Origin of the sequence: Burkholderia sp. Bp9143 (assembly GCF_003853645.1) — a bacterium.
In the GTDB taxonomy this organism is placed as follows: Bacteria; Pseudomonadota; Gammaproteobacteria; order Burkholderiales; family Burkholderiaceae; genus Burkholderia.
In genome coordinates, this window is sequence record NZ_QTPO01000016.1 from 76,013 (window position 1) to 93,071 (window position 17,059).

Here is a 17,059-nt window from a genome sequence, read left to right on the forward strand (position 1 = left end):
AAAGATTCACATGGACTTGAGCTTCGGCGTGGCCTTGCGGCCGAACAGCCGGGACATCAACGGTTCGCTGCTGGACGTGTCGTGCTTCGTGCGCACGTCCCCTTCGACGATCTGCTTCGCACAGGCCTGCAACGCACGCGTCACCGCGGCGCCGCGTGCGACGCGCGAGGCCGGATGCCCCTGGTCGAGCGCTTCGCGCACCGTGTCGACGTCGTCCGGTATCGTGCTGCTGGCGTGCAGGCCGAGCACTTCCTCGAGCGCGGCGCGGGACCGTTCGCTCGCGCGCGTCATCCGGTTCACCACCAGCCGCAACTGGTCGGTCGGGTAGCCGAGCGACACGAGAATCTCCAGCAGCCGGCGGCCCGCGCGCACGTGCGGCATCGCGGGCTGCAGCACGAGCTGGATCTGGTCGCTGCGATCCAGCGCGATCATCGACAGCGGATTGATGCTGACGCCGATGTCGAAGATCACGAAGTCGTAGCGCGGCGCAGCGACGCCGAGGATCCATTCGAGCGCGTCCTCGCGCATCTCGGCGGCCTTGACCGGGTCGCCCGCGCCCGCGAGCACGTGGAACGTCGACGTGACGTGCGCGACGCTCGCGTCGAGAAACGCGCCGTCGAGCCGTTCGATCTGCGCGCACAGCTGCGGCAGCGTCGACGGCGGCGTCTCGTCGCTGACGAGGAACGCGGCATCCGCGAACTGCTGGTTCAGATCGACCAGCAGCACGCGGCGCTTGTAGCCTTCGGCGATCTCGTACGCGACGTTGCTCGCGGCGAAGCTCGTGCCCGCCCCCCCCTTGCACGACATGAACGACACGAAGCGCGTATCGTCGCTGTCGCGCCGCGTGCTTTGCGCGGCGGCGCGTTCGAGCGCACGGGCGAGCGCCGCGGGGTCGATCGGCCACTGCAGCACGTCGCGCGCGCCGGCGCGCATCGCGTCCAGCAGCACGTGCGGCGCGGCATCCGCGGTCACCAGGATGCTGGTCAGGCCCGGGTGCAGCCGGCAAATCCGCTCGATCGCCGACAGCTCGGCCCCATCCGTCGTCGCGCTGTCGATCAGCAGGATGTCGAATGAATCGAGGCCGTCGGTGCGATGCTCGATCTGGGACGGCCGCCCGGCCGCGCGCGTCACGCGGTAGCGTCCGCTGTCGGTGACCAGGCGCGCGATCTGCGTGAGGCGGGCCGTATCGTCTGCAGCTACGAGGATATTGATCATGACTGTGCCTCGTCGGTTCGATTATTGACAGGCGCTGCCGCCCGTCGAGGAATTCAGGCTTTCCCGCGACAGCGTCGTGGTGAACGGCGGCATCGTGATCGCGACGTTCGCGATCGGAATCATCATGCTGACGGTGACGTTGGTGATGCTGACCGTCACGAACGAGCAGGAACTCACGTCGCAGCCTGACGGCGCGTAGGTCACCGACACGTTCGAGTTCGCCAGGAGCGGCATCAGCGACTTCACGCGCTTCACGACGCCGGTTGCGTTGACGTCGCAGACGATCGCCGTGCGTGCGCCCAGCCGGAGGGCCTCGGTCGCGGTGTTCCAGTAAAACAGCACGCGCCCGAATTCGAAGATGCCGATCAGCAGCATGATCAGGATCGATGCGATCAGCGCGAACTCGACGATCGTCGCGCCACGTTGGACGCGGCGGCGCGACAGCGGAAAGGGGCGCGCGTTCATGACACTTGCCTCATCACGGTGATGATGTTGCCGAAGGTGATCGAGGACAGCCCCGGGTAGGCCGGAATCGGCTGGTACTGGTAGCCCTTCACCTTCACCTCGACGACGTTGATGCTGCCCGTCGCCGTGCCGCTTGCCGCGTTGTTGGTCGAGTCGTACGTCGGCAGGCTCGCGAACTGCGGCGGGTCGGACGCGTCGGCACAATCGGTCGAATGCGCGGCGTCGCAGACGATCACCATCGACGTCGTGAGCCCCGGCACCAGCTCGGTGCCGGCAGCCCCGCAGGTCGTGTTGCCGTACACGACGAGGCACTGTGCCGCCGCCAGCGGATACGCGCTGTCGGCGGGCAGATACACCGACAGGTAGCGCGCGGCGTCGCGCGTCCCCTTGGTGATGGTCTCGTACTGGTAGATCGCGCGGCCGAACTCGGCCACGCCGGTCGCGAGCACGATCATCGGCATCAGCACGAGCGCGAATTCGACCGCGGCGACACCGCGCATGCGTGACCGGCGAATCGGGAGCCTTTTCATGATCGCGTCTCCTCTATTGAACGAGCATCGGGACCTTGATGCCGGCCGAACTGCCGTTGCCAGGCAAGCCGTGCGTCGCGCAGGGCGTCGTGCCCGACGCTGTCGTGCCGAGGTATTCGAGGTGCGCCACGACCCCGCCGGCGCCCGGGCTGAACGGCAGCGGATCGAGCATCAGCACGCAGTCCCACTGCGTGACGTGCAGCTTGCTGCTGGCCCCGGTCAGCGTCGAGCAGTCGCCCTCGGGGGCAAGCGCGACCCGGCGGTCGCCGCCGAACGTCTGGTAGTTGCTTGCCGTCGCCGTCCCGTTGGTCGCGATGCCGCTGCCGGTGGGCGGCGCGCCGTCGCCCTGGTAGGACTTGAAGCTCGCGCGATCGAGCACGAACTGCGTGTATGCGTCGCCGACGATGCCCGCCGTTCCCGGCGGCCCGTAGTTGGGGCCGACGTACGCGTAGCCGGTGAAGTCCGGCTGGCCGCTCGAGCCGTTGGCGCCGTTCGTGTAGATGCCGAAGCGGGTATTCCAGGCCCGCAGTGCCGCGGACTTCAGGCCCGTCGACCCGAGGTCGGGCGGCGACACGATGTTGCAGGTATTGCCGGACAGTTCGCTGGCGATGGTCGGCTCGCTCGTCGAGCCGTCGAGCGCCGCCCAGCCGAAGTTGCCGGGCCCGTACGTCGTCGACGAACCGGACGGCGACGAGATCCAGTCGCCGACCTTGTACGGCGCGGCGGCCGCCGCACGGCACACGAATACCGGAATCGCACAGGTGGTCTGCCCGGAGCCGACCGTCGCGATCGCGCTCGCCGAGACCTGCGCCGCGTTCGCGACCGTCACGCCCGGGATCGTGTTGAGTATCTCGATGAACCAGTGCGCGATGTTGGTCAACTGCGCCGTGCACTTCACGTACTTGATGTTCGCCGGCGTGGCGACCGCCGTCTTCGTCAGGAACGGATTGGTCAGCGAATCGCTGAACGTGACGTTCGAATCCGTCTGCATCTGTACCGCGTTCTGCTGAAAGAACGCGAAGTTCGAGTGCCCGGCGGCGATGCCGTTCGCTTCCGAGACCTGCAGGCTGATGGCCGACGTAAGATCACGCGCGGCGGACAGCGCGCACGCATCGGCGCTGTTCTGCAGTTCGCTGCGCGTGACGTACAACTTGCCGAGGTCCAGCGCGAGACCGACGAACCCGATCATCACCGCCAGTGCGAGACCGACGATGATCGCGACGGCGCCTCGCTGGCGATGCAGACCGCGACGCGTGAGTTTCGGATGACGAGCTGCGCTGGACATGGCGTTCTCCCTGAGCGTGCCTGTGTTATTGCGCCGACTTGCCGATCCCGATCACGAAGGCATTGGCTTTCGGCTCGGGTTGCTTGAACGACTTGTCGTAGCTGTCGAGCGCGGCCGCGGCGGCGCTGCCGTCGACCCCCGGCCGCGATGCCGCGTGTTCGGCGGCATGCGGATCGATGATCTGGGCTTGCATGACGGCGCGGACCGAGTCGCCGAAGCGGCTGTCCCACACCGGGGTCGACGACATGCAGCCGGCGAGCGCGAACGCGAGCGGGACTGCGAGCGCCGCGCGGCGCGCGAATACGAGGTAGGCGGATTTCATGAGCTTCCCCTTGGATGGCTTCAACGATCGGTGGACGCGGGTTCCGCATTCGCCCGCGCGATCTGCGCATGGGCGGCGGCCGGCAAGCTGTGCTTCGAACGCGACTCGGGTTTTGCCGGCGTGGCGGAGCCAGCGGCCGCGAGACGCGCGGCAGCCGCTTCGATGCGCGCGATCCGCGCCGCACTGGCCGCATCGGCCTGCGGTTGCGGTTGCTGTTGCTGTTGCGGCTGCGGCTGCGCGACAGGCACCGCCTCGACGCTCACCGCCCCTGCCGCGTCGACCGCCGCGGCCGCGGCCTTCTCCGGCTGTGCCGGCACCGGCGCCGGTGCATCGGCATGCTGCGGCGCACGCGGTGCGGGCAGTGCGGCGGCCGGTACGGCCGGTGCAGCCGATTGCGGTGCGGGAGCCGGCGTCTGCGGTGCGTCCATCGCGCCGCTCGCCGGTTGCGCGCCCGTCTTGCGGACACCCTTGCGGCCTTCCATGTTGCCGGTCGCATACACGTCGACTTCGTTCGGCTTCGAGAAGCTGTCCGTCGGCAGCGGCACGTCGGCGGTCTGCAGCGGCCTCACCAGGTGCGGCGTGATCACGAAGATCAGCTCGGTGCGGTCCTGCTGGAACGACGTGCTGCGGAACAGCGCGCCGAGCACCGGCACCTCTCCGACGCCGGGGATCGCTTTCAGTGCGCCGCTCGCGTTGTCCTTGATCAGCCCGCCGATCGCGAACGATTCGCCGTCGCTCATCTGGACCGTCGTGGACGCGCGCCGTGTCGTGATCAGCGGCAGGATCGACGTGCCGCCGATGTTGGTCGCGCTCAGCGTGACGCCCGTCTGCGACAGTTCCGACACTTCCGGCGCGACCTTCAGGCTGATCCGGCCGTTCCCGAGCACGGTCGGCGTGAACTTCAGCGCGACGCCGAACTCCTCTTCCTGCAGCGTGATCGACGATGTGCCGTTGCCGCTGCTCTGCGGGATCGGGATGAAGATCTTGCCGCCGGCGAGGAAGGTCGCTTCCTGGCCGCTGATCGTCACGAGATTCGGCTCCGCGAGGATCTTGACGAGGTTGTCGGTATTCTGCGCATCGGCCGCGATGCTGAACGGCTTGTTGTTCGCCTTGTTGAACACCGCGCCGCTTGCGACGCCCGCGAGCAGGTTGCTGACGAGCGCGCCGCTCCACGAGCCGAAGCCGCCCTGGATGTTGAACGCGCTGCCCATCTGGTTGATCAGCGTCTTCGACACTTCGGCGACCTTCACCTCGAGCATCACCTGTTGCGGCGACGTGACGGCCAGCATGTTCAGCACGCCGCCGCCCTTGCCGCCGCCGTCACTGGCGCTGTCGCTGTACGCGCGGGCGATCTGCACGGCCTGCTGCGCGGCCTGCGAGTTCGACACGTTGCCTGCCAGCACGATCGTGCCGGCGGCGGTCGACACGTGAATGTCGCGCTCGTTCGGCATCAGTTGCAGCAGCGACGCCTGCAGGCCGCCGGCGTCGGCGCCGACCGCCACGTCGATCACGCGGCATGCACCGCTTTTGCCCTGCACGATCATGTTGGTCGTGCCGACGGTCAGCCCGAGGATGTACAGCGTCTGCGGCGACACCATCGTCGCCTGCGCGACGGCCGGGTTGCCGATGGTCCGGTTGCGGACGGGCTCCGGCATCGGCACCAGCAGCGACTTGCCGAGCGGCACGCTGACGCTGGTCGACTCGCGTATCGCGCCCACGCAGTTCGGCCCGCGCAGCGGCCCCGCCGACGCGGCAGGCGCGGCGGCCGGCGTCGGCCCCATGCTGATCGTCATCTGCATGGGTCCCTTGGCGACGGCGGCCGGCGCGGCGGCACCGCCCTTCATCAGCGCGGCCGATTCGGCGCCTTCCTGGGCCAGTGCGCTGTAGACGGTCAGCGTTCCGATACAGAGGATCGCGACCATCATCGCGCCCCGTGCGATGCGCGCGCGCACCGGGCTGGTACCTGAATGTTGCGGATTGATCTTCATTTCGTCTGATCCCCCGAGTGACCGGCGAGATGCCGGTTGTCGACTTTCAAGGCCGCCGTGCCGTGACGGCGGCCGATCTGGTTAATCTGTTTATCTGGTGTGTGTTCTACCGTTTCAGAAACATTCGACGCTGCCCCGCACCCCGGTCAGCACGCCGACGCAATCGCGGCGAGCTTCCGGTGCCGCGTGCGACGCGACGTGCACGCGCACGGTCTTCACGCGTGCGGGTGCGGGTGCCGGTGCGTCAGGTACCGGCGCCTTGCCGAGCAGCGTGAGCTTGGTCGCGCCGTCGGTGGTCAGCGTCTTCTGGTCGACCTGGTTGCGCAGCACGAGCGACAGCGTGCCGACGCTGCGCGCGAGGTCGAGGCGTTCGGCCTGGTCGGGCGTGACTTCGAGCGTCACCGCGTTGACGACCTTCGGTGCGGTGTCGTCGCGGCTGACCTGCTGCGCGACGGCCAGCACGAGGATGTGCTCGAGCACGATCTTGGAGATGCTCTGTCCGTCGGTCTTGCCCTGCTGTTCCTGCGTGTTGACGATCACGTCGACGTAGTTGCCCGGCAGCGCGAAGCCTGCGACGCCGACCACGTCGTTCACGCGCACGGTGATCGCGCGGCTGCCGTCGGCGATCACCGCGGACAGTCCGCCCTTCGTGCCGACCGGTGCGAGCTTCGACTCGATCACCGGCTCGCCGCGGGCGAGGCTCGTGCGCACGACGCGCCCTTCGAGTTCCTTCGTGTCGGTGAACGCGCCGGTCGGCACGCTGCCCGACGGCCAGCTCACCATGCGGATCTGGTTCGGCCCCAGCGGCTCGCCCAGGTTCAGGTCGGTGGTCGCCACCGCGACCGTCGTGACCGAGCTGCTGGAGGTATTCATCAACCAGCGGGACGCGAACACGACCGCGGCAAGCCCCGCGACCATCGCGACGATCAGCATCATGAGCGCTCGACTGTTTTTCATGGCAATGCTCCTCAACGAATCGTGAAAGAAACGGCTCAACCGGTTACGTGCGTGTGACCGCCTTGCTCGGCCGACGGCAGATACCCGGCGTCGCGCTCGGGCGCCGAGCCGAAATAGCTGGCCCAGGCGTCGTGCAGCGCGTCGTGCGTCACTTCGAGCGGATCGCCGCGATACCGTGCGCCAGCGGCGACGAGGCGCAGCAGATCCATCGGGAAGCAGGCGAGATAAGCCTTGCCGGTCGGCAGGTGCAGCCGGTGCAGCAGATAGTCGAATGCGTCCTGCGTCGATACCAGGCCGAGCGACTCGCATGCGGCGTCGAACAACGCCCGGTAGTGGTCGATCGACAATGCGCCGACGTGAAGCTTGGAACCGAGCCGGCGCAGGAACGCGTCGTCGGCGAACTGCTCCGGCGCCAGGTTGCTCGAGAACACCGGCCATACGTCGAACGGCAGCACGAAGCGATTGCCGGACTCGAGCGTCAGGAAATCGACGCCGCGATCGAGCGGACGCAGCCAGCGATTCAGCAGGTCGCGCGGCGCGACACGCTGGCGGCCCAGATCGTCGATGATGTACATGCCCATGTTCGCCTTCATGTGCGGCGGCGCCTGGTAGAAGCCCGCGGCCTCATCGCGGCGCAGGTCGAGCTCGTCGAGCGTCAGCTCGCCGCCGGACATCACGACCGGCCGCTCGCAGAGGCGCCAGCGGCGATCGATCGATTGGCCGTCCGTTTGAGACTCCGCGTCGACATGCACGAGCGGGTCGTAGATCTGGATCACTTCGCCTGCGGCGTAGATGGCGTGCGGCACCGGCACGTGGCCGCCCATCAGCGCGCCGAGCCGCTCCGCGAGGAAGGTCTTGCCGCTGCCGGCAGGGCCGTAGATCAGAAGCGGACGGCCGGAGTTCAGCGCGGCGGCCGCCGAATCGAGGATCGCCGTATCCATGACGACGCCTTCGAATATGGCCCACACGTCGTTCTGGGCCACGCGCAACTTGCGCACCGAATGGGTGGACAAGCAGTCGAGATACGCGTCGAGCGTCACCGGCGCGGGCCCGCTGTAACTGCTGCGCGCACGCTCTTCGAGCGCGGCCACGCGGCCCGCATCGGTCAGGCGGAACGTCACGTCGAGGTCCGTCTTGCCGCGATGCGTCAGTTCGACCAGGTGCTCGCGCACCAGGAACGCGAAGATGTCGTCGAGCACCGCGAGCGGCAGGCAGTGGCGCTCGATCAGGTCGCCGTAGGACGGGCGGCCGAGCACCAGCGTCGACTTCAGCACGAGCCCTGCGACGAACGCCTGGCTGAGTCCGGTTTCCTCGAGCGAGCGCGGCGCGGCGGGCAACTGCGTGCCCGGCTTCGCATGCGCCTCCCGCGACGGCGACGGAAGCGGCAGGTGTGCAACCTGCGCGTCGTGCCTCGGTTCGGTGGTGATCGTGTTCATGTGCGTTTCATCCTAGTTGCGGGTTCGTCGCGCTATACGCACGAAACGAACAGCATGCCCAGCGTGCCGGCGGCAATCGCCACGCCATACGGCAACGCGCCGACCGACGAGACTTCCACGGGGCCGTCGGTTGCCCCTGCATACGCGCGGGTCGAGCGATGCGCGATCAGCGCCCAGACGTTCGCGCACATCTGGCGCATGCGCCCGCGCAGCAGTACAAGGCCGATCGCGCCGACCCCGCCGGCCAGAAAGGTGGCCAGCACGATGTAGAACGTCATCTGCGCGCCGACCCATGCGCCGATCGCAAGCATCAGCTTCACGTCGCCCGCGGCCATCCCGCGCAGCAGATAGAACGGCAGCAGCAGGCCGAAGCCGGTCGCGGCGCCGGCAAGCCATGCGAGTGCGCCCGCCTGGACGCCGTGCAGCGCGCACTGGGCAATCAGCGCACCGGCCAGCCCGATCGCGACGAGCCGGTTCGGGATGCGGCGGCTCGTGATATCCGTGCTGGCCGCGACGACGACGAGCAGCGTCACGCACAACGGAACCGGATAAGGCAAGGCGGCAGGCAACATGGCGAACCTCGATTGGATGGTCTCGTCGGAATCACTGACCCAGCGCGGTATTGACCGCCGCGGTCACGATCGACGCGATCATGTTGTACGCATCTTCAACCGAACCTTTCAGCACGACCACGCTTCCCAGCACGATGGTGGCGAACACTGCCGCGATCAGCGCATATTCGATCGACGTCACCCCCTGCTCGTCGTCGATCCATCGCGATACCGCTACCGCATGTCCCCTGGCCCGCATGACGGCCTCCGATTCGGTTGTTCACGAGAGCGGGGGAGACTCGAGCAGTGCACCGGCCGAGTCATCCGCCGTTCGGTCCATTCGACATCTGTTGGTTGAGTGTCCGGCCCTGCTCGAGCGACGGGATGGCGACGAACGGGCCGGACCCGCCGTTCGCCGCCCCGCCATTCAGATCGCCGCGTTGAGGTCGTCTGCAATCGTGTTGAAGACGGTCTTGAGATCGTTTCCGACCAGCGTCAGTGCTGCAACGAGGCCGACTGCGATCAGCGCGGCAATCAGGCCGTATTCGATGGCCGTCACGCCTTGTTCGTCTTGAACGAAACCGCGGACTTTCTGGATGAACGTGGACATGGCTATTCTCCTTTCGCACTACTATAAAAATCCCTTTGTCGGGGATCGACGCGGGGAGCGGGTACCACCGGCACAACAAATGAATTCGGGTGCGGCGCTCAACGACGCACACGGCAGGGTACGAGCCTGGCCGCGGGAACGATCGTCGGTGAGCTGATGCGTGTGATGTGCATGCGCGCTGCGATCAGGCGAATGGCGCGATCGAGCAGAACGGCGTAACGACCGTCCCGGGCATGAATACAGATTGAACGTACGACGCTGACGCGTCGATGTTGCTGCAGGTTTTCTTCGCGGCATGCAAGCCGCGACGTGCTTTGGTCTTTCATTTTTATTCCCCAAATGCTGTCATGTGATTCTTGTTGCGCGGACAATGCCGTCGCCTATTCGCTCGGTCGACGTTTCCGGCGGTTTTCAAGGTCTGGGCGGCGTATTCCCCGACGCGCCCTCGATCCGTTGCTTTCCGCAGGTGATTGAGTCCGGTTTTGTCCGTCTGTTGCTTCAACCGGTCGTTCATCACGTCGTCGACTGTCGTGCGGACCTTGACGCAAAGAGCAGGCCAGCCGGAAGAAAATCCAGACGCAGCAAGGGTTTCGGCGATTCACCCGTCAGTCGGGTTTGGGCGCGATGCGCGAAATGTTTCAGATTTGATATACACATGCGGTCCGGCGCGGCGGGCCGGCGGGGCGCCGTCGCGCTGTGCAAGGGCCCAAAAAAAATTTCTCGGGATTTTCCCGAATCCGTGTAGCCCGTCGCCCGACACAAATTCCGCGCGCCGCCGGACCGGCAAAAAACTCGGAATGTTTCAAGCGAGAAACATCATTTGCGCCGGCGCGGTTTTCTCAGACCTGAAAACCCGGTTTTCTGCCATATCGCCGCCGAATCGAGGTCTCGCGATTCAGCCCGCGGTTTGCGTCACACGATTTTTTCTCCAACAATGCATTCACCGGACAGCGCCATTGAATGCGATTCGATCCGGATACACGACAACACAAAGGGGCTGCGGCAGACCAGGCAGCCTTCACTGCAGACGGGGCATCATGTACACAGCCAATCGTGGAGTGCGCTATCGCGCCAAACGCTGTGCTCAATGGCTAACAGCGGACAGGATCATTCCGTACAGCTGCATCATGCTGTTGCTCTGTGTTGGATTCCTGATCACCTGGGGCTTCGTAACGGATGCCTTTACGTCACAGACCACCGCCCGGCCGGGCGTCGACTTTTCCGTCTTCTGGACCGCATCGCAGCTCGTACTGCAAGGCCATGCCGCAGCGATCTACGATCCGGTCTTCTTCTCTCATGCCGAGGTGGCGCGGTTCGGTGCCTATCTAGGTCACCAATCGCTACCCTGGCTCTATCCGCCGACGATGCTGCTGTTCATCGCGCCGGTTGCCCTCGTGCCTTTCCTGCCCGCGTATTTCCTCTTTTTTGCGGGCAGTCTTTTATGCTATGCGTACGCTGTCCTGAGACTGTCGGGTCTGCGTGCGCACCTGCCCGTTCCGCGCGCCGCCGCGCTCGTCGTGCTCGCCTACTCGGGCGTGTTCGCGTCCATCCTCTACGGGCAGAACAGTATCCTGACCGCCGGCATCGCCGCACTCGCGCTGCATTTCCTCGGCCGACGCCCGATCGTCGCCGGCGTGCTGATCGGGCTGCTCGCCATCAAGCCGCAGATGGCGGTGGTGTTTCCGTTCGTGCTGATCGCGACGCGCTCGTGGCGCACCTTCGTATCGGCAGCGATCACGACCATCCTGTTCACGGTGGTCGGCATCGCGCTGACCGGCACCAGTTCCCTGACCGGACTGGTTCAGGCGATGTCGATCGTGCGCGGCATGCATTTCACCCTGCCGGCCTACTGGTTCGTTTCGCCAACGACGTTCGCGGCGCTGCGGCTCGCGGGCGCATCGATTCCGGTCTCGCTCGCCGCCCAGGTCGCCGTGGGGCTGCTCGCGATCGCCGCCGCCGTTCAAGTCTGGCGTCGCACGTCCGACATGCGGCTGCGCGGCGCGGCGCTGGCGATCGCCACGCTGTTGACGACACCCTATCTGTGGCATTACGAACTGGCCTGGCTCGGCATCGCGATCTTCTGCGTGGTCGCCTACGGACTCGACGAAGGCTGGCTGCCGGGAGACCAGATCGTGATCGTGCTCGCGTGGCTGCTGCCGATATTCGAGGTATTCAACCGGATAACGACGCTGCCGCAGATCGGCCCGGTCGTGCTGCTCGCCGTCCTGTTCGTCGTCGTGCGTCGCTCGACCCCTGCGTCGAGGAATGCGCAATGAAATCGCCGCGCGCCCTTCTGCACGTCGATTCGGCGATCGACGCGCATCCGGAACTGCCGATCGCCGGCCCGCGCCGATTCCCGCATTGGCTCAATCGTGATCGGGTGCGCCTCTATGCGGCCACGGTCCTGCTGACCGAGTTGCTGTTCATCTGCGTCTACCTCGCACGCGTGCATGGGTCGCATACGTCCGTGCCCGAGCCGCTCGCGCAGGATCTCGCGCCGATCTGGAGCGCCGCACGGCTCGCCGCGCACGGCCATGCGATCGACGCGTGGCATTTCTCGTCGCTCTTCGCGCTCGAGAAACTCGTGATCCCGACGATGAACGCCGCGGACGGCTCGCTGCTTTGGCTCTATCCGCCCACGATGCTGCTGTTCGTGCTGCCGCTCGGCTGGCTGCCGTACACGCTCGCTCTCGTGCTGTGGCTCGGCGTCACCTACATGCTGTTCGCGGTAACGATCCGCGCGACCGTGCAGCGCGATGCGGCACTGCTCTGCGCGCTCGCGTTCCCCGGCGCGTTTCTCACGGTGATCGTCGGGCAGACGAGCCTGCTTACCGCGATGCTCGCCGGCTGCGGGCTGCTGACACTGAACCGCCGCCCCGTCGTCGCCGGCATCTGCTTCGGGTTGCTGACGATGAAGCCGCAAATGGCGATCCTGTTCCCGCTCGCGCTGCTGTGCGCCGGACAATGGCGTGCGCTGGCCGCGTGGGCCGCGACGATCGCCGGCGGCGTCGCACTGACGACGCTCGCGTTCGGCATCGGTTCGTGGGTCGCATTCATGCACGGGATCACCGATGCGTATCAGACCGTCGGCGCCGGCCACGTCAAGCTCGCGCGCATGCCGACCGTGTTCGCGCTCGCCACGCTTGCCGGCTGGCCCGTCTACGTCGCACGCGCCCTGCAGCTGCTGTCGGCCGCGGCCGCCGCGATCACCGTCGTATATGCATGGCGCGGCGCGTGTTCGTACGCGCTGCGCGCCGCGACCCTCGCCTGCGCGTGCCTGATCGTCAGTCCCTATCTGTACGACTACGACCTGACCTGGTACGGGCTCGTGATCGCCTGGTACGCACGCTATGCGTGGACGCACGGCTGGCGGCGCTTCGACCGCGAATGGCTGCTGCTGATGTGGGTGATGCCGCTCGCCGGCCTCGTGCTGGTCTCGCATCTGTCGTTCCAGTTCATGCCGCTCGTCACGCTGGCGTCGCTGGCGCTGCTCGTCAGCCGGATTGCACAAGAAAGACACGACGTGCCGTCGATGCCCGACGCACGCGACAACTCGACCGAGACCGACTTCCCGCATCCGGTCCGCTCACACCATCGCCCGGCGCACGGACTGCGCCGCGCCGGCCGCCCGACCTTCGGCGTCGACCGCTGATACGTCACCACAGGGGAACCCATCATGCGCGAACCACTCTACACGCCGCTCGTCTCGCTGGTCGTACCGTTCTACAACGAAGGCGAAGCCGTCGAACGCTTCTTCGACGTCGTGATTCCGCTGATGGCCGGCATCGAGGCGATCCGCTTCGAGATCGTCTGCGTCAACGACGGCAGCCGCGACGACACGCTCGAACGCCTGATCCGGGTCAGCATGGGCGACCGCCGCGTGCGCGTCATCGATCTCACCCGCAACTTCGGCAAGGAAGCAGCGCTGACGGCCGGCCTCGACGAAGCCGACGGCGACGCGGTGATCCCACTCGACGCCGACCTGCAGGATCCGCCGAGCCTGATTCCGGTCATGCTCGAGCACTGGCGAGACGGCGCGGAAGTCGTCGCCGCGAAGCGCAGCAGCCGCGCGTGCGATTCGTTCGCGAAGCGCACCGCCGCCGCGATCTACTACCGCGTGCACAATCTGCTGTCGGACGTGAAGCTGCCGGAGAACGTCGGCGACTTCCGGCTGATGGACCGCAAGGTCGTGAACGCACTGCGGAGCCTGCCCGAGCGGCACCGCTTCATGAAGGGGCTGTTCGCGTGGGTCGGCTACCGGACCGTGATCGTCGAATACCAGCGCGATCCGCGCAGCGCCGGACACTCGAAGTTCTCGGGATGGAAGCTGTGGAACTTCGCGCTCGAGGGGATCACGAGCTTCAGCACCGTGCCGCTGCGCAGCTGGACCTACATCGGCCTCAGCATTGCCGCGCTCGCGTTCCTGTACGGTGCGTTCATCGTGGCTCGCACACTGCTGTTCGGCAACCCGGTGCTCGGCTATGCGTCGCTGCTGTCGGTGACGCTGTTCATCGGCGGGATCGAGCTCATCGGCATCGGCGTGGTCGGCGAGTACATCGGTCGCATCTACGACGAATCGAAGCAACGCCCCGTCTATCTGATTCGCCGCCGCTACCAGACGCACGCCAAGGTGATCGAGCTGCCGGTCGCGCGCGATGCGCGCCGCACGGCCGCACGCCGCCGCTTGCAACCGGCCCGCGTCCAGCCGGCCCGCGTGCGGGTCGGCGAGCGCTGACCGGCGGAGGCGGCGATGTTCGAACTGCTCTATGCCGAGCGCGTCCGGCTGGCGCGCTTCGGCCTGTCCGGACTCTGCTCGACCGCGCTGCATGTGCTGATCGCGTCCGCGATGTACGCGCTGATCGACGCGACGCAGGTGATCGCGAACGCCGTCGCGTTCGTCGGCGCGACGGCGTTCTCGTATCTCGCGAATACGCTGTGGAGCTTCTCGTCGACCGTGCATTCGCGCAACCTGCTGCGCTACCTGACCGTCGCGCTGGCCGGCTTCGTCGAGACGATGCTGCTCGCGCGCGCCGCCGAACGGCTCGACGTGCCGCGCGGCTGGGCCATCGTCGCGATCGCGCTGCTGATCCCGCCGACGATGTTCGTGTTGCACCGGTCGTGGACGTATCGGTGAGGTGTACGGCACCGGCAGTCACACGCTTCCCTTCCACGTCCGATCGGAAACCCGAATCCGGACTCAAGGATCGATCACGGTCGCACACGCATCCGTCGGCGCCGCGGCCACGTGCCCCACGACCGGCACGATCTTGATCCCCGCAGACGCGATACGACACGGTGCTGCAGCCAGGCCGCATCCGCCGAGCACGATACAGCCGGCGACACAAACGGCACGGACGAACCACTTCATATCCACCTCCTGGTAGCAATCGATACATCTTCCGGACAGACCCGACTGACGGAACCTGCCCGCCGTAAGATCATGCTAGCATACAAACCGTCTAGACGGTTTGTATGCTAGCATGACTCATCTGTCGAATCCGTCCATGCGACGACCTCTCCCGCTCGTTCGATTGCTCAACGCGTAACGACCGCGCCGGAGCCCGATGTGCCTGCCGTTGCCTTGGCGTCAACCAACGCTCAAGCGGCGGTCTCCGTCGAGCGAGCGCAGCAGACCCGATTCCCTTCCGTCACCCATCGAACAGCGATCATGCGCCACCCGACCACACTCACCCCGAGCCCCGGATCTTCAACCATCAAGCTGCTGTTTCTTGCGGCCCCGCTTGTGGCTGCGCTCGTAAGCGTCCTCATCATCGTGACGGTATTTTCAACCGACGTTCCTTACCTGACGAACGGCTTCCAGAACGGCCCAAAATGAAAATCTCCTACTTCATGCCGATCGTGTCGTGCATCGCGGCGATCGGTTTCATGTCGACGGCACATGCCCAGTTTCGCGGCCTCGACGATCTGAATCGATTCGGCGAGAAGCGCACGCTTTGCCGTCAAGCGCTCAGGTCGTCCGGTGTGGAAGACGACATGGACCAACGTATCCGGGATCTCGTCAGGAAATCGTACGATGGCGCCGGTCGCAAGCATGGGCCGGCCGGATCGGCCGATGCCAGCACCTATCGCGAGCGGGTCGAAGACGCCGTCAACGATCTCAGGGATCCGGTACTCAAGCAGTTGATCAATTACTGCGCAGGAAATTTCACGGTAAGCGAACTCCGTGGCGTCAACGACTTCTATATGAGTCAGGCCGGACAAGCATGGCTTCGCAAAGGTCGAACCACGCTCATGCCGGAGATGGACAGAGCGATCTCCAGCATTCAACCCCGGATCAATGAAAACTGAGGAAGGGTCGTTGAAGGGCGCGCTTCCTATCGGCGGGCATCCACGCCCGCACCAGTAGGGCGCATCGAGATGCGGCCCCGCATGCCCACGCGCGAGGTTCCCTTCGGCAGTCGACGCGTGTCTTTTCCTGATGCACGTCGCTCAATCAATGCAACTCTGGCGGGTTCACTGCGTCGCCTGCAGTCGACGCAATTCCCTGCGCGATCATCGAGACAGGTCCTGGATGTCGGTCTGGAAGCCCAGCACGAGCGTCAGATAGAAGAGCGCCGCAAAGACACCGGCCATCGTACCGAAAATGTCCCGCGCAAGCGCGCCGCGGATCATGTGAGCCGGAATCCCGATCGCCAGATAAGCGATCAGGAACACGATCGAAACCATCAGCGGCGGCGGCGTGCCGAGAATCAGATAGGCAATTTCGCGCATCTTCCGTGCTCCTCGTCGATTTCGGTTGGCGCATCCCGCGTGTCTCGGCATCGATCCGCCGCTTCGCGGCGAGCGCATGCCGCCAACGTCAGCACCGTGACGCCGGAAAAAATGAAAGCGCCCAATTTGGGTATGAGCATGTCGGATTCCATGGAAGGCGCTCGACCGGCACCGGCGGTGAAATGGCGAAAGGGTTGACGCGAGGCAAGCGTAGCACCGCCACCACCCTATGTAAACCGTCTGCCCGGTTTGTTTTATGACAAGTCATCGCCAAGGTACAATGCCGGGCTTGCGGCCGGGAGTATCATCCCGCGCTCGCCTCGCCCTACCGCCCCATCACCGCGCGAAAGCGCGACGCCATCGCGACGATCCAATGGACAATCAGACCCGCTCGGAAATTTCCCGCAAGAAGGCCATCGATGCAGCACTCGGCATCCTGACACGCGATGGCGTCGGAGGCTTGACGTTCGACGCGCTCTCGCGTGAAAGCGGCATCAGCAAGGGCGGGTTGCTGCATCAGTTCCGTACCAAGCAGGGCGTGCTCGAGGCGCTGCTCGAATTCCAGCAGCAGCAATTCGAACAGTTCGGACGCGATTACCTCGTGAAGGAGGGGGCGTCGAAGGCCGAGCCGACCCTCGCGGCCCAGATCGCGATTTTTCGGGAAGCCATCAATCAACCGAACTCGGTCGCACGCGCGGTACTGGCGGCAATCATCGAAAGCCCGGAACTGCTCGAGGGCCGAGACAGCACCGATGCCGACAAGCTGAAAACCATGGACAAGGAGTCCGGTGATTTCGAACTCTCGCTGCTGCGTTACTTCGCGGCGAGCGGCATTGCGTTCAACGTGCTGCTTGGCCTGACGCCGCTGACCGGCGCGATGCGGAATCGACTATTCGCCCGCCTGCTCGATGAGGAAAGCTGGCAAGCCAGGACGGTCAAGCCGAAACGGAAGTGATCGGTTGATCCGT

21 protein-coding genes are annotated in these 17,059 nt (G+C 65.8%); 7 read left to right on the top strand and 14 right to left on the bottom strand.

From position 1 onward, the window contains the following. Window positions 1-6 precede the first annotated feature (6 nt). The 12 genes from DIE23_RS14495 to DIE23_RS14550 all read right to left on the bottom strand — a co-directional run bounded on the left by DIE23_RS14495 (window position 7) and on the right by DIE23_RS14550 (window position 9,685). Window positions 7-1,215: an AAA family ATPase gene (locus DIE23_RS14495; RefSeq protein WP_124612749.1), complete on the bottom strand. Its 1,209-nt coding sequence runs from the start codon at window positions 1,213-1,215 to the stop codon at window positions 7-9. 21 nt (window positions 1,216-1,236) lie between these two features. Next, window positions 1,237-1,680, bottom strand: coding sequence for a TadE/TadG family type IV pilus assembly protein (locus DIE23_RS14500; protein ID WP_124612750.1), 444 nt, complete (start codon window positions 1,678-1,680; stop codon window positions 1,237-1,239). Further along, a complete protein-coding gene (locus tag DIE23_RS14505) occupies window positions 1,677-2,210 on the bottom strand; it encodes a TadE/TadG family type IV pilus assembly protein (protein WP_124612751.1) in 534 nt (177 codons plus the stop codon). Before DIE23_RS14505 ends, DIE23_RS14500 begins: the two co-directional genes overlap by 4 nt. A 13-nt stretch (window positions 2,211-2,223) precedes the next feature. Beyond that, window positions 2,224-3,495 (bottom strand): pilus assembly protein TadG-related protein, encoded by a 1,272-nt coding sequence (locus DIE23_RS14510; RefSeq protein ID WP_124612752.1) that lies wholly within the window; start codon window positions 3,493-3,495, stop codon window positions 2,224-2,226. Between the two features lie 25 nt (window positions 3,496-3,520). Continuing rightward, a complete protein-coding gene (locus tag DIE23_RS14515; RefSeq protein WP_124612753.1) occupies window positions 3,521-3,817 on the bottom strand; it encodes a hypothetical protein in 297 nt (98 codons plus the stop codon). Between the two features lie 20 nt (window positions 3,818-3,837). Continuing rightward, a complete protein-coding gene (locus DIE23_RS14520; protein ID WP_124612754.1) occupies window positions 3,838-5,805 on the bottom strand; it encodes a type II and III secretion system protein family protein in 1,968 nt (655 codons plus the stop codon). A 114-nt stretch (window positions 5,806-5,919) separates the two neighbouring features. Continuing rightward, complete coding sequence (gene cpaB / locus DIE23_RS14525; RefSeq protein WP_124612755.1) at window positions 5,920-6,762, bottom strand: Flp pilus assembly protein CpaB; 843 nt, start codon at window positions 6,760-6,762, stop codon at window positions 5,920-5,922. A 35-nt stretch (window positions 6,763-6,797) separates the two neighbouring features. Continuing rightward, window positions 6,798-8,198: an ATP-binding protein gene (locus tag DIE23_RS14530; protein ID WP_124612756.1), complete on the bottom strand. Its 1,401-nt coding sequence runs from the start codon at window positions 8,196-8,198 to the stop codon at window positions 6,798-6,800. A gap of 32 nt (window positions 8,199-8,230) precedes the next feature. Further along, complete coding sequence (locus tag DIE23_RS14535; RefSeq protein ID WP_124612757.1) at window positions 8,231-8,770, bottom strand: prepilin peptidase; 540 nt, start codon at window positions 8,768-8,770, stop codon at window positions 8,231-8,233. A 31-nt stretch (window positions 8,771-8,801) separates the two neighbouring features. Then, window positions 8,802-9,008, bottom strand: coding sequence for a Flp family type IVb pilin (locus DIE23_RS14540; RefSeq protein WP_124612758.1), 207 nt, complete (start codon window positions 9,006-9,008; stop codon window positions 8,802-8,804). 168 nt (window positions 9,009-9,176) lie between these two features. Next, the gene (locus tag DIE23_RS14545; RefSeq protein ID WP_011880534.1) at window positions 9,177-9,359 is read right to left on the bottom strand and encodes a Flp family type IVb pilin; all 183 of its coding nucleotides are present in this window, start codon (window positions 9,357-9,359) and stop codon (window positions 9,177-9,179) included. 98 nt (window positions 9,360-9,457) lie between these two features. Continuing rightward, a complete protein-coding gene (locus DIE23_RS14550; RefSeq protein WP_124612759.1) occupies window positions 9,458-9,685 on the bottom strand; it encodes a hypothetical protein in 228 nt (75 codons plus the stop codon). Between the two features lie 711 nt (window positions 9,686-10,396). Between DIE23_RS14550 and DIE23_RS14555 the strand changes: the two genes are divergently transcribed. The 4 genes from DIE23_RS14555 to DIE23_RS14570 are packed head-to-tail and all read left to right on the top strand — an operon-like array spanning window position 10,397 to window position 14,493. Further along, on the top strand, window positions 10,397-11,635 hold the full coding sequence (locus DIE23_RS14555; RefSeq protein ID WP_124612818.1) for a glycosyltransferase family 87 protein: 1,239 nt from the start codon (window positions 10,397-10,399) through the stop codon (window positions 11,633-11,635). Beyond that, the gene (locus tag DIE23_RS14560; protein WP_124612760.1) at window positions 11,632-13,011 is read left to right on the top strand and encodes a glycosyltransferase family 87 protein; all 1,380 of its coding nucleotides are present in this window, start codon (window positions 11,632-11,634) and stop codon (window positions 13,009-13,011) included. The genes DIE23_RS14555 and DIE23_RS14560 overlap by 4 nt, the downstream gene beginning before the upstream one ends. A gap of 24 nt (window positions 13,012-13,035) precedes the next feature. After that, a complete protein-coding gene (locus DIE23_RS14565; protein WP_124612761.1) occupies window positions 13,036-14,094 on the top strand; it encodes a glycosyltransferase family 2 protein in 1,059 nt (352 codons plus the stop codon). A gap of 15 nt (window positions 14,095-14,109) precedes the next feature. Next, window positions 14,110-14,493: a GtrA family protein gene (locus tag DIE23_RS14570; protein ID WP_124612762.1), complete on the top strand. Its 384-nt coding sequence runs from the start codon at window positions 14,110-14,112 to the stop codon at window positions 14,491-14,493. Window positions 14,494-14,556: 63 nt separating this feature from the next. On the opposite strand, the gene DIE23_RS40715 is transcribed toward DIE23_RS14570, so the two are convergent. Beyond that, complete coding sequence (locus DIE23_RS40715) at window positions 14,557-14,727, bottom strand: DUF6726 family protein (protein ID WP_311767439.1); 171 nt, start codon at window positions 14,725-14,727, stop codon at window positions 14,557-14,559. Between the two features lie 198 nt (window positions 14,728-14,925). On the opposite strand from DIE23_RS40715, the gene DIE23_RS14575 reads away from it, so the two are divergent. Both DIE23_RS14575 and DIE23_RS14580 read left to right on the top strand, forming a co-directional pair. Continuing rightward, window positions 14,926-15,195, top strand: coding sequence for a hypothetical protein (locus DIE23_RS14575; RefSeq protein WP_124612763.1), 270 nt, complete (start codon window positions 14,926-14,928; stop codon window positions 15,193-15,195). Then, window positions 15,192-15,668: a DUF2059 domain-containing protein gene (locus DIE23_RS14580; RefSeq protein WP_124612764.1), complete on the top strand. Its 477-nt coding sequence runs from the start codon at window positions 15,192-15,194 to the stop codon at window positions 15,666-15,668. The genes DIE23_RS14575 and DIE23_RS14580 overlap by 4 nt, the downstream gene beginning before the upstream one ends. A 204-nt stretch (window positions 15,669-15,872) precedes the next feature. Here DIE23_RS14580 and DIE23_RS14585 read toward each other — a convergent pair whose 3' ends face one another. After that, window positions 15,873-16,091 (bottom strand): hypothetical protein, encoded by a 219-nt coding sequence (locus DIE23_RS14585; RefSeq protein WP_124612765.1) that lies wholly within the window; start codon window positions 16,089-16,091, stop codon window positions 15,873-15,875. A 373-nt stretch (window positions 16,092-16,464) separates the two neighbouring features. Between DIE23_RS14585 and DIE23_RS14590 the strand changes: the two genes are divergently transcribed. After that, window positions 16,465-17,046: a TetR/AcrR family transcriptional regulator gene (locus DIE23_RS14590; protein ID WP_124612766.1), complete on the top strand. Its 582-nt coding sequence runs from the start codon at window positions 16,465-16,467 to the stop codon at window positions 17,044-17,046. Window positions 17,047-17,059: the final 13 nt, after the last annotated feature.

Coding starts and splice junctions, on each gene's coding strand:
- DIE23_RS14495 (WP_124612749.1), bottom strand. CDS start 1,215: ATGATCAATATCCTCGTAGCTGCAGACGATACGGCCCGCCTCACGCAG.
- DIE23_RS14500 (WP_124612750.1), bottom strand. CDS start 1,680: ATGAACGCGCGCCCCTTTCCGCTGTCGCGCCGCCGCGTCCAACGTGGC.
- DIE23_RS14505 (WP_124612751.1), bottom strand. CDS start 2,210: ATGAAAAGGCTCCCGATTCGCCGGTCACGCATGCGCGGTGTCGCCGCG.
- DIE23_RS14510 (WP_124612752.1), bottom strand. CDS start 3,495: ATGTCCAGCGCAGCTCGTCATCCGAAACTCACGCGTCGCGGTCTGCAT.
- DIE23_RS14515 (WP_124612753.1), bottom strand. CDS start 3,817: ATGAAATCCGCCTACCTCGTATTCGCGCGCCGCGCGGCGCTCGCAGTC.
- DIE23_RS14520 (WP_124612754.1), bottom strand. CDS start 5,805: ATGAAGATCAATCCGCAACATTCAGGTACCAGCCCGGTGCGCGCGCGC.
- cpaB (WP_124612755.1), bottom strand. CDS start 6,762: ATGAAAAACAGTCGAGCGCTCATGATGCTGATCGTCGCGATGGTCGCG.
- DIE23_RS14530 (WP_124612756.1), bottom strand. CDS start 8,198: ATGAACACGATCACCACCGAACCGAGGCACGACGCGCAGGTTGCACAC.
- DIE23_RS14535 (WP_124612757.1), bottom strand. CDS start 8,770: ATGTTGCCTGCCGCCTTGCCTTATCCGGTTCCGTTGTGCGTGACGCTG.
- DIE23_RS14540 (WP_124612758.1), bottom strand. CDS start 9,008: ATGCGGGCCAGGGGACATGCGGTAGCGGTATCGCGATGGATCGACGAC.
- DIE23_RS14545 (WP_011880534.1), bottom strand. CDS start 9,359: ATGTCCACGTTCATCCAGAAAGTCCGCGGTTTCGTTCAAGACGAACAA.
- DIE23_RS14550 (WP_124612759.1), bottom strand. CDS start 9,685: ATGAAAGACCAAAGCACGTCGCGGCTTGCATGCCGCGAAGAAAACCTG.
- DIE23_RS14555 (WP_124612818.1), top strand. CDS start 10,397: ATGTACACAGCCAATCGTGGAGTGCGCTATCGCGCCAAACGCTGTGCT.
- DIE23_RS14560 (WP_124612760.1), top strand. CDS start 11,632: ATGAAATCGCCGCGCGCCCTTCTGCACGTCGATTCGGCGATCGACGCG.
- DIE23_RS14565 (WP_124612761.1), top strand. CDS start 13,036: ATGCGCGAACCACTCTACACGCCGCTCGTCTCGCTGGTCGTACCGTTC.
- DIE23_RS14570 (WP_124612762.1), top strand. CDS start 14,110: ATGTTCGAACTGCTCTATGCCGAGCGCGTCCGGCTGGCGCGCTTCGGC.
- DIE23_RS40715 (WP_311767439.1), bottom strand. CDS start 14,727: ATGAAGTGGTTCGTCCGTGCCGTTTGTGTCGCCGGCTGTATCGTGCTC.
- DIE23_RS14580 (WP_124612764.1), top strand. CDS start 15,192: ATGAAAATCTCCTACTTCATGCCGATCGTGTCGTGCATCGCGGCGATC.
- DIE23_RS14585 (WP_124612765.1), bottom strand. CDS start 16,091: ATGCGCGAAATTGCCTATCTGATTCTCGGCACGCCGCCGCCGCTGATG.
- DIE23_RS14590 (WP_124612766.1), top strand. CDS start 16,465: ATGGACAATCAGACCCGCTCGGAAATTTCCCGCAAGAAGGCCATCGAT.